Genomic DNA, 14,438 nt, shown 5'->3' with positions numbered 1-14,438 from the left:
ATTACCCTAACTCGCTGAGCCAGGCAGGGCGACCTCGCCGTTTTTCTCACCATCCCAGTACCGGATGGAGGATGCTGAAACCTTGATAGGAACGATCCCGGGAGTGTTCACACCTTCAGGAAACCACCGCTCGAGATCGGGGACCCAATGTTCTTGGAATGCAGCCTTGTCCCGTACCAGCGAGGCGAGGCCCTCGACAGCGATGAAAATCCCCGGTTTGCCGAGGAGGCTGGGAGGTGCCGTGAACGTCAGCGAGACGGTGTCGATGCCTTCGATCTCCGTGATTTTGCTGCTGTCTTCATACGAAAAGAACCAGGAATCCCCGTCATATTCGACGTCGCCGTTGTTGCTCATCGGCCGGGCCGAGATGCGGCCCGACCCGGCGTTCGTCGACAGCATGCAGAAATCGATCTTCTTCAGTTGCGAGGACAGGTCTTCGAGGGTCATGGACGCCATTGCGATCTCCCAGGTTTGAATGCTCGGGAGTAGCGTGCAAGCGTCCAAATTGTTCCGTGGAACGCCCGCGTGACTGAGCCCCCATCCGTTTGATCTATTCCCGCACGGTTTAAGGATGGAAGTATGTGGGAATTCCAGGAGTTACAGCAGCGTCCCATGCGAAGCTGAAAGATAAGCAGCGCTGTAGCCCTCAATGACCGTCGGGCGGGACGGCTTCGACCGGAACCGTCTCTTTCAGGTTCTTCCGGTGGAAGATGAAGAGCCCCGCAACGACGATGATTGCGGCACCGATGATGATCTGTGCATCGGGAATATCGTTGAAGAAGAGGTAGCCGAGGACGCTCGCCCAGAGCAGCAGCGTATATTGCAACGGGGCGAGCAGCGATGCCGGTGCGAGCTTGAGCGAGCGGGTGATGAGCAGATGCGCGCACGAGGCGACGATGCCAAGCAGCAACATGCCGGACCAATCGATGAGGGTTGCCGACTGCCAGTGGCCGACGCTTAAAACGATGCCGGTGACGAGCGCGGCGATCGTCTGCCATGTCACCAGCGTCGTGTCGCTGGTCGAGCGCAGATAGCGGCTCATCACCAGCGACAGCGCAAAGGCAAGGCTGCCGGCAAGACCGAAGAGCGATGGAAGCGACAGCATCGCCATGGACGGACGCAGCGCGATGACGACGCCTGCGAAGCCGATCAGAACGGCCAGCCACCGGCGCCAGCCGATCTTTTCTCCGAGAAAAAAATGCGAGAGCGCCGCAATGTAGATCGGACCGGCCATATAGAAGGTCATCACATCTGCGAGCGGCAGATAGGCGACAGCGGCATAAAACAGCGCGACATCGCAGGTCGCCATAAAAACACGGATGAACTGGAGGCCCTTCTGCTCGACGCGGAACAAGGCCATCGGCCCTTGCCGAAGGATCATTGGTCCGAGCACGATGAAAGCGCCAATCGAGCGGATCACCAGCACCTGGCCGACGGCAAAGCTGGCGACCAGCCACTTGCCCATTGCATCGTTCAGCGCAAAAAGCAGATCGCCAAGCAGCATCAGCAAGACGCCGGTCATGATCAGATTTCCGGCATTGGCTACGCCAGTCTTGGTCGTCATCTTTGGCATCCTCGCAAAACGGCCGCGCATGCGCGGCCGAGTGCGGCTTCTGCCTTAACGCTGCCGATGTCAATGGTCAGTTTGAAGCGGCTGCACTCGAATTTGCCAGGGGGTACAGCGAGCGACAGTCTTCGTTCACCTTGACCGACAGCTTAGTTGTCTGACCGGCGGCACCGCGACGTACGATCGTGGAACCAGCGATTAAATTGGCTGTCTTTAGGAAAGGGCGCACCGGCCCCCGCCCTGGACATTAAGTCAGGCTCACCAAGGTAGTGTGCCCTTGTCATTGATGAAGGCACCCGTCTGGCCGTCGTTCGCGACTGCAAGCTGGACGATGATCTCAGCCGCCTGCTCGACCGTCCGATAGCCTGTATTGCCGTTAAAATCGGTCTTTGTGTATCCGGGATCCGCGCTGTTGACCCTGATGCCGAACGACGCGAGGGCCTTGGAAAACGATACGGTCACTGCGTTGAGGGCGGTCTTCGAGCTGTTGTAGCCCATGCTGTTCACACCATAGAATTCGCTCTCCGGGTCTGTCAGGGCGCCAAGCGAACCGAGCTCGCTGCTGACGTTGACGACATTGGCGGACCCCGCTGCTTTGAGCAGAGGCAGGAAAGCTTGCGTAATTCGGATCGGCCCGAATACGTTGATCTCGTAGACCTGACGGATGTCGTCTAAGGTCTGATCCGCCGGATCGATGAATGCTCCGGGTATGCCCGCATTGTTGACCAGTGCGTCGAGCTTGCCGTCTTCCTGTCTGACACGATCCGCGGCTGCCTTCACACTTGCGTCGTCCTCGACGGCAATTTCAAGGAAGCGCACATCGTGACCCTGAGCTCGCAAAGTTTCCGCCGCACTCTCACCGCGCCCCGCATCGCGGGCACCAAGCCAAACACGATAACCCAATCCCCCGAGCCGTCGAGCGGTTTCAAAGCCGATGCTCTTGTTGGCGCCGGTGATCAATGCATTCTTCGACATGGTCGTTCTCCATTCTGGTTGCCCGTCCAATATGAGTAGGCGCCTTTCCGGCCGCGTGCCAAATTCTATTGAACTCTTGCCTAATCCTGCCGAAAGACTTGCGCGCGTTGGAGGAGGGTGCAATTTAACAGCATGGACAATGTGGGCGAAGAACTAAGGTCCCTGATCGACAGGCACTCGCGTGGCGGTCGTACGACGACCGCCATTCCACGCGTCGGTTTGCTAAGAGCAGAACGCACGACTGAGGCGACGGCAGGCATGACGGAGCTTGTCATATGCCTGGTGTTACAAGGCGCCAAGGCAATCACTTGCGGCGAGAACGTATTGCACTATGGAGGGGGCAGCTACTTCGTGGCCTCGGTCGAGGTTCCTGTCTTTGGCAGAATATCCGAAGCGAGCCTCCAGAAGCCATTTCTCGGCGTCGGGTTCAGCTTTGACGCCCGTAACATCGCCGACCTTCTGATTGAGATGCCTGATGTGCACGATCCGGAATTCTTATGTGGCCTCGGCGTGAGTCCGACCGATCCTCAGCTCGAAGAAGCATTTCTACGGATGATGCGACTTCTCGATAGGCCAAACGAAATTTCCGTCATGGCACCAATGATTGAGCGGGAAATCCTGTTCCGGCTATTGCGGGGACCGCAGGGAGCGAAGCTGCGGCAGATCGCACAGATCGACGGCCGCCAGTCTCAAGTCAGGCGGGCGCTCGCCTGGATTCGCGAAAACTTCACGGAATCTTTCAAGGTCGAAGATCTGGCGCGGATGACGGGAATGAGTGCTTCGGTGTTCCACCGCCATTTCAAGGCGGCAACGACCATGACGCCCATCCAGTATCAGAAGCGGTTCCGTCTCCACGAGGCACGCCGTCTGTTGCTCGAGACTCCGGGCGACGCCGCCCGTGTCGCTTTCGCCGTCGGCTATGAAAGCGCGTCCCAATTCAGCCGGGAATACGGGCGGCTGTTCGGACTTCCGCCCGCCCGCGACGCAAGCCGGCTTCGCGCCAAGCGTATTGCGCCGGTGACGTCGGACGCATCAGACGATGCGGTGACAAGTTTCGGACGCGCAATCTAGCGAGCCTCGTGATAGTATTGTTTCAGGATTTGGCTGGCACGTTCATCCATAAGCCCGCTCGCTGATCAAGGAGCACCGATGGCAGCAAGTGGGCATCCATGTAGCCATGCCCATGCTGAAAATGTCATGACGTCGTCGTGCGTGGCGACCACCATAATGCCATGAAGCAGGCCAAACCGTTCCCGCGGGCGTGGAAGAGTACTGCTGACGCGCCTGTGAGCAGCAACGACAAAGACCGTCGGCGGCTTGGATCAGCTAGAGCGCCCAATCATCCCAATTTTGGACTTCGGCAGCTTTGTCCTCGCGGCAAATGGTTTCCAGCGCCAGCGAGGCACGACTGGAGTGCCTTTGTTTATGCCGCAGGATCTCAAATTGGCGGGACGGCAGAGGGAAGCGCGCCTTTACCAGCAGACCTTGCGTCAAGAGTGGCGCGGCCACGGCTCCCGAAACGACTGTCGCGCAGAGGCCCTCCCTTGCTGCCGATATGACCGCCTCGTTCGACGGCAGTTGCAGCGCGACAGCCAGATCTCCGGGGTCTATGCCGAGATTGGAAATCGCCGCCTCGAAAGCCGACCGGGTTCCGGACCCCTTTTCCCGCATGACCCATTTTGTGCCCGAAACCAGGTCTGCCGGTGCAATTGGTTTGCCACGCGCCCAGGGATGGCGCGGACCGACGACGACAAGGAGTTCGTCCTCGGCAAGCGGCTGAACATGCAGCGCCGGCTCATCAACGCTGCCTTCGACGAAACCGACTTCGGCCAATCCATCGAGAACCGCTTTTGCCGCCGTGGTCGTGTTGCCAATCATCAGCTTCAGGTCAATGCCCGGGTAGCGGATCTTGAAACGCATCAGCATCGCCGGTAGCCAGTAGCTGGCGATCGTCTGGCTCGCAAAAACGACCAGTTCACCCTTTTGCAAGCCGCCGAGATCGGACAGGACGAGTGCTGCGGCCTTTGCGCGCGCCAGCGTCGCTCTAGCCTCCCCCAGAAACACCCGTCCTTCATATGTCAGCTCTATGCGGCGTCCGACGCGATGGAAAAGCTCGACGCCATAGGAGGTCTCGAGATTGCGGATAGCCGAGCTGACGGCCGATGGCGTGAGCCCGATCTCAAACGCGGCCTTGGTCAGATGCTCGCGTTCCGCAACCGCGACGAAAATGGAAAGCTGTTCAAACGTCATTGATTCAATCGTTCGATTTTAGCGAATGAACTATGCTATACTATTCAATAGAAGTCGACAATCGAGTGTGGGAGATTACGGTCCTCCGCAAGGTCTTGCCGATGATCGTTTCCGCCTCACGTTCCCTGTCGCTTCCTGCCGCCCTGCCAGGACTCCTCCTGTGTGCGGCAGTCACGCTCTCTGCGTATCTCGTTGAACAGCTGCAGATGATGGTTTTCGGCTCGCATTGGATCGAGAGCCTTGTGCTTGCCATTCTGATCGGCATTGCCGTGCGCTCCTCGGTCTGCCTGCCGCAGACCTTCATTCCCGGCATCCAATTCGCCGCCAAGACACTGCTCGAGATTGCGGTCGTGTTGCTCGGCGCCTCGCTCAGCACGGCTGCCATCCGACAGGCTGGATTGCCGCTTGTCGGCGGAGTTGCCGTTCTGGTTGCTCTGTCTTTGGCCGGCAGCTTTGTTATCGGGCGGCTCTTCGGGCTGTCGGCCAGCCTGGCGACGTTGGTTGCTTGCGGCAATTCGATCTGCGGCAATTCTGCGATTGCCGCCGCAGCGCCCGTGATCGGCGCCAAACCCGACGATATCGCCGCCTCGATAGCCTTTACCGCGCTGCTCGGTATCGGTGCCGTGCTGACGCTGCCGCTTCTTCACCTGCTCTTTGGTCTCAGCGCCGTACAATATGGCGTTTTCGCCGGACTGACAGCCTATGCCGTCCCGCAGGTCTTGGCGGCCACGGCCTCTGCCGGAGCCGTCAGCACCCAGGTGGGCACGCTCGTCAAACTGATCCGCGTGATGATGCTCGGACCCGTCATCCTCGTGCTCGGCGCAGTTCATGGCCGCCGTCCTGGCGGTTCGCCAGTCAAGCTCCGCCATGTTCTCCCATGGTTCATCCTCGGTTTTGCAGCCATGGCGACGCTTCGTTCCCTCGACGCGATCCCGGCGCCGCTGCTGCCCGGAATGGGGGCTGTTTCCGCCGCCTTCACCGTCACCGCCATGGCGGCTTTGGGCCTCTCCGTCGATGTCAGATCCGTCGCCCATACCGGCGGTCGTGTCCTCGCAGCGGCGGCGCTGTCGCTGTTGGCGCTGGGGGCTCTCGGGCTTTGCCTGATCGGGCTGCTGAATATCGTCTGATCGAGGTGATATGCCCAAAATACTTGCAAAGAATCCGGTTGCCTTCCAAACGATCAGCGGCTAGCCTGTATATACAGGTTAGGCGGAAGCATAGATCGTCATGCGGGTCATCTCTTCACAGCAAGCTGCGGATCTTCTCGAAGACGGGATGACTGTCGCTGCTTCCGGTTTTGGAGGATGCTGCCATCCCGAGGCCATTACGGCCGCTGTCGAGGAGCGTTTCCTCGCCTCTGGAAAACCCCGCAACCTGACGCTTCTGTTCGCTGCCAGTACGGGCGATCGTCAGACGCGCGGCATGGGGCACTTCGGTTATGAAGGCCTGGTCGCCTGTGTGATTGCCGGGGGATGGCGCGGAACGCCGCGCCTTGGAAAGCTTGCGATCGAGGAAAAGATCGAAGCGCATTGCTGGCCGCAGGGCGTCATCGCGCAACTCTATCGGGCGATTGCGGCGGGTCAGCCTGGAGTGGTCACCCATATCGGTCTCGGTTCCTTCATGGATCCGCTTCATGGCGGCGGCCGCATGAATGCGACGACACCGCGTTCGCTTGTCGAGCGTGTGTCGTTGCGCGGCAAGGAATGGCTGCTTTATCCGTCGATGCCGCTCGACTGCGTGCTCTTGCGCGGAACGACGGCCGACGAAGACGGGAACATCACGCTCGAGGACGAGGCCTTCCCGCTCGATGTGCTCGCCATGGCACAGGCGGGCCGAAACTCCGGTGGCATCGTCGTCGTGCAGGTCAAAAGGATTGCCGAGCGCGGCTCGCTGCAGCCCAACGATGTTCGTATCCCGGCGGCGCTCGTCGATTATGTCGTCGTCTGTGATGATCCGGCCCAGCACGGCATCAGTTTCGCTGAAACGGACAATATCGCCTATACCGGGCGCGTCCGGATGGCGGTGAGCCGCCTGCAGCCGGCGCCGCTGTCGGTCGATAAGATTATTCAGCGACGCGCCTTCCTGGAACTGGCGCCGCTGAACCGCCCGACGATCAATCTCGGCATCGGCATTGCCGCCGGGATCGGCCGTATCGCCAGCGAAGAGGGATTCGACGATTATACCGTGACGATCGAATCCGGCGTCATCGGCGGCGTGCCGGCCGAAGAGCTGTCCTTCGGCGCCGCGGTCAATCCGACCGCCATCGTCCCACAGGCATCGCAGTTCGACTTTTACGACGGCGGCGGCCTGGACATCGCCTTTCTCGGCATGGCCGAGGTGGATCGGCATGGGGCGGTCAATGTCAGCCGCTTCAACAATTCCATCGTCGGGGTCGGCGGATTCACCAATATCTCGCAGACAGCCAAGCATGTTGTCTATCTCGGCGCATTTTCGGCGGGCGGCGCGCAAATTGCAGTTGCCGACGGCAGGCTCGACATCATCCAGGACGGCCGCCTTTGCAAGATCGTCGAGGCTGTCGACCAGATCAGTTCGAGCCCAGCCTTTGCGCCGGAGGGACAGTCACAGCTCGTCGTCACTGAGCGGGCGGTTTTTCGGGTGATCGGCGGATGCTTGACGCTGACGGAGTTTGCCCCCGGCATCGATCTTGCCGCCGATGTTCTCGACCGCCTGCCGAAGGGCATCGCGGTGTCGGACCAGCTGAAGCAGATGGATGTGCGCCTGTTTTCGACCCATGCCATGAAGGACTTTGCCCCATGAAAATCGATGGAGCCGCCATCATCGTCACGGGCTCGGCAACGGGTGTCGGGGCTGCATGCGTGAAGCAATTCGCCGAGGGCGGCGCCCGGGTGGTCATCAACTACAGCCGCAGCAAAAAAGAGGCCGATGAGACCGGCGATATCTGCCGCAGTCTGGGCACGGAGGTCGAGATCGTCCAAGCCGACGTTGCCGACGACGCGGCTTGCCGCCGGATGGTCGCGATTGCCGTCAATCGATGGGGACGGCTCGACGCCTTGGTGAACAATGCCGCAGTGACGGTCAAATCCGATCCTTTCGATCTGGAGACGCTGTCGGCCGAAGATTTTCAGAGCGTTTTCGGTGTCAACGTCATCGGCGCCTATCAGATGTGCCGGGCGGCGATACCTGCGATGCGGAACAGCGGCGGCGGTGCGATCGTCAATGTCTCATCCAACGTTGCCTTTACCGGCGGCGGCAGTTCGCTTGCCTATACGGCCTCCAAGGGTGCGCTCAATGCGCTGACTTTGGCCTTGGCGCGCACCTGCGGTCCCGATATCCGCGTGAATGCAGTTTGCCCCGGCATCATCGATACGCGCTGGATGCGCGACACGCTCGGGCCGGATGCCTATGGAGCCATTGCCAAGCGATTTTCGGAAACCGCGCCGCTCGGCCGGGTCGCGACACCGGGAGACGTTGCCGGCGCCATAGTCTGGCTTGTTCAGGGGGCTGACTTCGTCACCGGTGAATTGCTTTCCATTGACGGCGGCATCCGCCTGTCCGGTGGCGCTCGCAAACCCGCGACATCCGGGGGAGCCGCATCGTGACGCTATCGGCCCAATCCATCCTCGACTTCCCGGTGCCGCAAGCGACACATGTGGTTACCGCAAGGGATGCCATCCTTTACGCCCTGTCGGTTGGCTACGGCACCAACGCGCTCGACGAAAAGACATTGAACTACGTCTATGAACGCGATCTCGTGACCGCGCCGACCCTTGCCAATATCGTGGCGCATCCAGGCCCATGGATGCAGCAGACAGGCGTCGACTGGGCGCGTCTGGTGCATTCCGAACATCGCCTGACGATCCATCGGCCGGTTCCTCTCGATGTGCCGCTGATCTCACGCTCGCGCGTCTTGTCGGTGGTCGACCGCGGCGTTGAGAAAGGGATGTTCGTCAGCTTCGAGCGCTTGATCGCAACCGTGGACGATGGTGAGCCAATCGCGACGATCGTCCAGACGAATGCGTGCCGCGGCGACGGTGGGTGCGGTTCGGCGGGATCTGCGCCCGAACCCTTGTCGAAAGTCCCGGAGAGAGCGCCGGATCTTGAAATCAATGTCGACATCCCTGACAACGCCGCTCTGCTTTATCGCCTGAACGGCGATCTCAATCCGCTGCATGTCGACCCGCGGGCAGCCGGCAAAAGCGGCTTTGACCGGCCGATCCTGCATGGGCTGTGCAGCTTCGGTTATGCGGGTTACGCCATTGTCGCTGCCATCGATCCAAGCCTGGCGAGCGCCTTGAGCGCCATCGCGGCGCGTTTCAGCGCGCCGATCTTTCCCGGCGAAACGATCACCGTGCAGATGTGGCGGAACGATGCCGAGATTCGCTTCCGAGGCCTCGTTGCTTCTCGCGGCGCGATCATCCTCGACAATGGCATGGCGAGGTTGTCATGACGAAAGCGGTCAAACCCGCCGCCGGCGAGGCGCGCCATTATATCAGGATCAAGGAGCAGATTCTGGCCGAGATCGCCGAGGGCAAGCTGCAGCCGGGAGACCGGGTATCCTCTGAGAGCGAATTGGTGGCGGCATTCGGCGTCAGCCGCATGACGGCGAACCGGGCGCTGCGGGAGTTGATGTTCGAGGGTGTTCTCAAGCGATCCGCCGGGATAGGAACCTTCGTGTCGCCAAAGCACCTCGACGTCGATCTGCTTCAAATCCGCAACATAGCCGACGAAATACTGGAGCGGGGCCACACGCATCAGGCGATCGTGGTCAAGGCCGGCTTGATGAAGGCGGATGCCAACGTCGCCGACGCGCTCGAACTCATCCTCGGCGCTGAGGTGATGCATTCGCTGATCGTGCACATGGAAAACGACCGGCCCATTCAGGTCGAGGAGCGCTACGTCAATCCGCTGGTCGCGCCCGACTATCTGTCGGCCGACTTCCGCAGCATGACGCCACACGAATATCTGACGGAGGTGGCTCCGATAACGGCGTTCGAACATATCGTCCAGGCCGTCAAACCGGATCCGGCCATACGCAAATATCTCGGCCTCAGGAATGATCACCCTTGCCTGCGCGTCTTTCGAAGAACTTGGTCAGGCGAGGCCGTCGTGACCTGTGCGCTGTTATACTATCCCGGCGCGCAATATCGGCTGGAAGCACGGTCCACCAAGGGTCCCGCACGGCCCGTAGCCATTCTCGGAGAGAAACAGTGAGCGCCACCAATTCTCCATCGATCATCTTCAGTGCGGCGGCGCCGACGATCGAGGACATCGCAGCAATTGCCCGTCGTCACGCAAGGATCGAGGTATCGGCCGAGGTCGAGGCCCGGATTGTGGGCGCGCGCGCCGTCGTCGATCGCTATACGGAAAGCGATCTGCCGGTCTATGGCCTGACGACGGGACTTGGGGCGGGGGTCGATACCCGACTTGCAACGGAAGATCTGGTAGCGTTCCAGATGCGTGTGCCGCAAGCCCGCTCCGTCGGTGTCGGGGAGCCGCTTGCCGAGGAATCCATGCGGGCGATGATGGCCGTCAGGGCCGCCGGCATGGCGGCGGGCGGTTCCGGCGTTTCGCTGAAAGTCTTCCAGGGTCTGATTGCCGCCATCAATGCCGGTGTCCATCCTGTCGTCCCCTCATTGGGCTCGATCGGTGCGGCGGATTTGGCGCCGCTTGCCCATATGAGCCGGGGCCTTCTGGGCTTCGGTGAGATCGAGTTTGACGGCGAAGTGCTGCCGGCCGCCATCGCCCTTGACAGGGCCGGCCTGAAGCCCCTCGAATTGGCGCCGAAGGACGGGCATGCGCTTGTTGTGGCCAACAGCCTCTCCATCGGCCTCGCCTGCTTGGCGCTTGTGGATATCGAGCGGCTCTTCGATTGGTCCCTGAAGGCGATTGCCGTTAATTTCGAAGCGTTCCGGGCCAATGTCAGTGCCTTCGACGACCGCGCTCTGGCTGCAAGACCGGCCTTTGGGCAGCGCCGCGTCGCCGCTCAGCTGATGGAGCTTCTTTCGGGCAGCTCCTTGCTTGCCGCCGATGCGGCAAGGCGTCTGCAGGATCCTTTGAGCTACCGCTGCACGCCGCAGGTTTGGGGCGCGTTGCGGCATGCGATCGATGAGGCAAGGCAGGCGACTGACATAGAGCTCGTCAGTTCCAGTGACAATCCTGTCGTGATCGCATCCGAGGGCGTCATTCTTTCACACGGCAATTTTGACATGACCGCTTTTGTGCTCGCCTGGGAAAGGCTGGGGCAGGCGATGGCGCATTGTGCGGCAGGCACCGCCTATCGGATCATGAAGATCATGTCGCCTGGCATGTCCGACCTGCCCCGCTTTCTGACCCCGATGGGCCAGAGCCGTACCGGTTTTGCGACCGTGCAAAAGACCGTCTCGGCCATGGAAGCCGAAATCCGCCATCTAGCCATGCCGGTTTCGCTTTCGCCCATTCCTGTCGCCGATGGCGTCGAAGACCAGGCATCGATGGCTCCGAGCGTTTTGGCAAAGGCGCAGGCGATCGTCGAGCGCCTGCGCTATCTGGTCGCCATCGAACTGATTGCTTCGGTACAGGCCGTCGAGCTCAGAGGCGTCTCAGGCGAATTGGGCAAGGGATCGGCGGAAGCCTATGCCTTTGTCCGCACCCACGTCCCGGCGCTTGAAGAGGATCGCGCGCAAGGGCCGGATTTTGCGACGATTGCCGCATTGATCGGGCGTGGCCCGCAATAAGCCGGTTTGCCACTGCCCCGGCAAGAAGGGCAGGGCGCCGACCGGTCATGCTGATGGTCATTCAGGAGAATGCCGTCAGTCCGTTCATTGAAAAGTCAACAAGAGGGAATGACTATGAAAAATTGGACAAAAGGCGTTTTTGCAGCCGGCATCATGGCAGCCGCCATGTTCCAGCCTGCATCCGCAGAGACCATCAAAGTCGGCAGCAAGAATTTCACCGAGCAGTTTATCCTCGCCGAAATGTACGCCGCCGTTTTGGAAAATGCCGGCATCACAGTCGAGCGCAAGATCAACCTCGGCGGCACACTGATTGCTCACCAGGCATTGGTGGCCGGCGAGATCGATCTCTATCCGGAATATACCGGCACGGCGCTGGCTTCTGTCGTCAAGGGTGAGATGTCGACCGATGCCGAGAAGGTCTACACGCAGGTCAAGGACTTCTACGCCAAGCAGTTCAACCTCACCTGGCTGAAGCCGAGCGGCATCAACAATGGCTATGTCATCGTCGTCCGGCAGGAAACGGCGCAGGCCAACAATCTGAAAAGCCTGTCGGATCTCGCCAAGGTTTCCAAGACCCTGGTCTTCGGCGGCGGCGCTGAATTTCCGGACCGCGCCGATGGCCTGCCCGGCCTGAAGCGTGTCTACGGCGCCCAGTTCAAGGAGTTCAAGCAGTTTGCCAAGCTTGGCCTTCGTTATGACGCGCTGGAACAAAAGGACATTGACGTCGCCAATGGCGCCGCGACCGACTGGCAAATCGGCTCGAAGAACCTCGTGCCGCTGGCAGACGACAAGGGTCTGTTTCCGCCCTACTACGTGGCCCCCGTTGTCCGCCAGGACGTGCTGAAGGCCAATCCGAAGGTTGCCGAACTGCTGGAAGCGGTCGGCACCCATCTCGACAATGAGAAAATGCGCGTCCTCAATGCCAAGGTCGAGACCGATCACGAGGAAGCCAAGGACGTGGCGGTCGAATTCCTCAAGGAAAACGGCCTGCTGCCGAAATGATTGTCACGCCCGCGGCCGGGTATCGATCCGGCCGCGATCTGGCGTGGCGATCCCTTTAGGGTGTCTGTTCAAAAATCCGTCCCTTCAGCAGCTGGACAGGAATGTGGAGAAGCGGGAAATGCAGGAAATCTGGATCGATTATCTCAACGCCCTCGATGCCAAGGCGCTGGCGCTGACGAATGACGAGATTCTCGATGCGGTGTCGAAAGCGCTGGATGCGCAGGGCAGGGGCGAAACCGTCATCGAGCCGCGTGTTCATCTTGTGCCGGAGAGCTCCGACAAGGGCCATTTCAACGTGCTTCGCGGCTATGTCAAAGCGCTGAACTATGCCGGCGTCAAAGTCGTCGGCGATTTCGTCGACAACTATAAGGTCGATCTGCCCTCGGAGCTTGCGGTCCTCAACCTGTTCGATCCGAACACGGGCGTGCCGAAGGCCATCATCGACGCAACGGCTATCACCGACATGCGCACCGGCGCCGTGACCGCCCTTGGCGCAAAATATCTCGCCCGCAAGAACAGCAAGATTCTCGGCCATATCGGTGCCCGCGGAACCTCGTACTGGAATGTCCGCCTTCTCGATCATCTCTTCGACTTCGATGAAATCCGCGTGCATTCGCGCCGCCCGGAAAGTCGCGATGCCTTCGCAAAGCGTCTTGAGGCGGATCTCGGCAAGAAGATCATCGTTACCGACAATTGGGAGGATTGCCTCAAGGGCGCCGATATCATGGTCGAGGCGAGCCGCCTGCCGGAACCGGAACCGCTGTTCAAGACGGAATGGGTGAAGAAGGGGGCCTTCGTCGTGCCCTATGGCACGATGAGCGCGCTTGAATTCGATCTCACCGATATCATGGACAAGGTCGTCGTCGACGATTGGGGACAATGCGGGCCCGGCAAGCCGTTCGGAGCGCTTCGCCGTCACGTCGACGAGGGCAAGGTGACGGCCGAGAACTTGCATGCCGAAATCGGCCAGATCGTCTCCGGCATGAAACCCGGCCGCGAGAGCGACGAGGAGACGATCCTGTTCTGGCATCGCGGCCTCAGCACGACCGACGTAGCGCTCGGCGCTGCCATGGTGGAGAAGGCCAGGGAGATGAATATCGGCCAGCGCCTGCGGTTCGCATAGATAGCCATGGTCATGTCCAAGCCAATCGCCTGTTCGAGAATGTATAATCTCAGCCCGCGCATTCGCGGCCTGTGGGACGCGCTGTTTGCGCTCGTCAGCCTACGGTCCGGCGTCGAGCTCGAGATCATCGCCCATGCCGCACCAGCACCCTTGTCGGCGTTATGGGCGAGGCCGGACATGGGAGCGGTCTTCATGTGCGGCTATCCGTTTTCACGCATGCCCGAGGACACGAGACCGGCTGTCCTTGCTGCACCCGTCTCGAGCGAAGCATGGTCTTTGGACCAGCCGCTCTATGCCAGCCACATCCTCGTCGCCTCCACCGGGCCGGTGAACGCGGTGGCGGATCTCGCTGCCGCACGCTGGGGCTGGACCGTGCGCGATTCCCAATCGGGCTACCACGCGGCGCGCTCCTACCTTGCCGACCGATTTGCGGGCACGATGAAGCAGAGCACGACGGTCGGACCGCTGCTCAACCCCTCAGGCATCGTCGCAGCCCTCAAGGATGGCAGGATCGATGCGGGCGCGATCGACGCCTATGCCTTCCAATTGTTGTCGATGCACGAGCGCGACGCGATCGATGGCCTTCGTATTCTGGCGACGACCGATCCGCTTCCCGCGCCGCTATTGGTTGCCGCGCAGACATTGCCCGCGGACATCGCCACAGCATTACAGCAAGGCCTCGTGACGTTGCATGAAACGCCTGGGGGAACGGCGGTTTTGGAACGGCTCGGCCTCAGACGATTTTCGGCGGTCACTCCGTCCGCCTACGATGTCCTGCCGCAGAGAGCCGACGACGCCGATCGCAGATTGGGGATCTCATGGTAGA

Annotated in this window: 14 protein-coding genes and 1 pseudogene; 10 read left to right on the top strand and 5 right to left on the bottom strand. The window is 60.7% G+C overall.

What is annotated here, in order from left to right; translation table 11 throughout:
• Window positions 1-6: 6 nt before the first annotated feature.
• The 3 genes from C3Y91_RS16760 to C3Y91_RS16750 all read right to left on the bottom strand — a co-directional run bounded on the left by C3Y91_RS16760 (window position 7) and on the right by C3Y91_RS16750 (window position 2,542).
• Entirely contained in the window at window positions 7-456 is a 450-nt protein-coding gene (locus C3Y91_RS16760) for a pyridoxamine 5'-phosphate oxidase family protein (protein ID WP_168575602.1), read from the bottom strand.
• A gap of 190 nt (window positions 457-646) precedes the next feature.
• Window positions 647-1,564, bottom strand: a complete 918-nt coding sequence (locus C3Y91_RS16755; protein ID WP_168575601.1) for a DMT family transporter — start codon at window positions 1,562-1,564, stop codon at window positions 647-649.
• Between the two features lie 261 nt (window positions 1,565-1,825).
• A complete protein-coding gene (locus tag C3Y91_RS16750) occupies window positions 1,826-2,542 on the bottom strand; it encodes an SDR family oxidoreductase (RefSeq protein ID WP_024319711.1) in 717 nt (238 codons plus the stop codon).
• A 258-nt stretch (window positions 2,543-2,800) separates the two neighbouring features.
• On the opposite strand from C3Y91_RS16750, the gene C3Y91_RS16745 reads away from it, so the two are divergent.
• Window positions 2,801-3,613 (top strand): AraC family transcriptional regulator, encoded by an 813-nt coding sequence (locus C3Y91_RS16745; protein ID WP_246780200.1) that lies wholly within the window; start codon window positions 2,801-2,803, stop codon window positions 3,611-3,613.
• A 46-nt stretch (window positions 3,614-3,659) separates the two neighbouring features.
• On the opposite strand, the pseudogene C3Y91_RS38700 reads toward C3Y91_RS16745, so the two are convergent.
• Together C3Y91_RS38700 and C3Y91_RS16740 are read right to left on the bottom strand one after the other, a co-directional pair.
• Window positions 3,660-3,745: pseudogene (locus C3Y91_RS38700) on the bottom strand (type II toxin-antitoxin system VapC family toxin); the annotation flags it as partial.
• A gap of 123 nt (window positions 3,746-3,868) precedes the next feature.
• Window positions 3,869-4,792: a LysR family transcriptional regulator gene (locus C3Y91_RS16740; protein WP_024319713.1), complete on the bottom strand. Its 924-nt coding sequence runs from the start codon at window positions 4,790-4,792 to the stop codon at window positions 3,869-3,871.
• Window positions 4,793-4,857: 65 nt separating this feature from the next.
• On the opposite strand from C3Y91_RS16740, the gene C3Y91_RS16735 reads away from it, so the two are divergent.
• The 9 genes from C3Y91_RS16735 to C3Y91_RS16695 all read left to right on the top strand — a co-directional run bounded on the left by C3Y91_RS16735 (window position 4,858) and on the right by C3Y91_RS16695 (window position 14,437).
• The gene (locus C3Y91_RS16735) at window positions 4,858-5,919 is read left to right on the top strand and encodes a YeiH family protein (RefSeq protein WP_130690087.1); all 1,062 of its coding nucleotides are present in this window, start codon (window positions 4,858-4,860) and stop codon (window positions 5,917-5,919) included.
• Window positions 5,920-6,019: 100 nt separating this feature from the next.
• Window positions 6,020-7,570, top strand: coding sequence for an acyl CoA:acetate/3-ketoacid CoA transferase (locus C3Y91_RS16730; protein ID WP_018073058.1), 1,551 nt, complete (start codon window positions 6,020-6,022; stop codon window positions 7,568-7,570).
• Window positions 7,567-8,373 (top strand): SDR family NAD(P)-dependent oxidoreductase, encoded by an 807-nt coding sequence (locus tag C3Y91_RS16725; protein WP_130673591.1) that lies wholly within the window; start codon window positions 7,567-7,569, stop codon window positions 8,371-8,373. Before C3Y91_RS16730 ends, C3Y91_RS16725 begins: the two co-directional genes overlap by 4 nt.
• Window positions 8,370-9,221 (top strand): MaoC/PaaZ C-terminal domain-containing protein, encoded by an 852-nt coding sequence (locus C3Y91_RS38565; RefSeq protein ID WP_024319717.1) that lies wholly within the window; start codon window positions 8,370-8,372, stop codon window positions 9,219-9,221. Before C3Y91_RS16725 ends, C3Y91_RS38565 begins: the two co-directional genes overlap by 4 nt.
• Window positions 9,218-9,985, top strand: coding sequence for a histidine utilization transcriptional repressor HutC (gene hutC / locus C3Y91_RS16715; RefSeq protein ID WP_130663322.1), 768 nt, complete (start codon window positions 9,218-9,220; stop codon window positions 9,983-9,985). Before C3Y91_RS38565 ends, hutC begins: the two co-directional genes overlap by 4 nt.
• Window positions 9,982-11,487 (top strand): HAL/PAL/TAL family ammonia-lyase, encoded by a 1,506-nt coding sequence (locus C3Y91_RS16710; protein ID WP_024319719.1) that lies wholly within the window; start codon window positions 9,982-9,984, stop codon window positions 11,485-11,487. Before hutC ends, C3Y91_RS16710 begins: the two co-directional genes overlap by 4 nt.
• A gap of 114 nt (window positions 11,488-11,601) precedes the next feature.
• Window positions 11,602-12,489 (top strand): glycine betaine ABC transporter substrate-binding protein, encoded by an 888-nt coding sequence (locus C3Y91_RS16705; RefSeq protein WP_168575599.1) that lies wholly within the window; start codon window positions 11,602-11,604, stop codon window positions 12,487-12,489.
• A gap of 118 nt (window positions 12,490-12,607) precedes the next feature.
• Window positions 12,608-13,612: an ornithine cyclodeaminase family protein gene (locus tag C3Y91_RS16700; RefSeq protein ID WP_130693180.1), complete on the top strand. Its 1,005-nt coding sequence runs from the start codon at window positions 12,608-12,610 to the stop codon at window positions 13,610-13,612.
• 6 nt (window positions 13,613-13,618) lie between these two features.
• On the top strand, window positions 13,619-14,437 hold the full coding sequence (locus C3Y91_RS16695) for a phosphate/phosphite/phosphonate ABC transporter substrate-binding protein (RefSeq protein WP_130718043.1): 819 nt from the start codon (window positions 13,619-13,621) through the stop codon (window positions 14,435-14,437).
• Window position 14,438: the final 1 nt, after the last annotated feature.

It is taken from the genome of Rhizobium ruizarguesonis (assembly GCF_012349115.1).
Lineage (GTDB): Bacteria > Pseudomonadota > Alphaproteobacteria > Rhizobiales > Rhizobiaceae > Rhizobium > Rhizobium ruizarguesonis.
The sequence above is the reverse complement of the archived record's forward strand: the minus strand, read 5'-3'. Positions and strand labels throughout refer to the sequence as shown.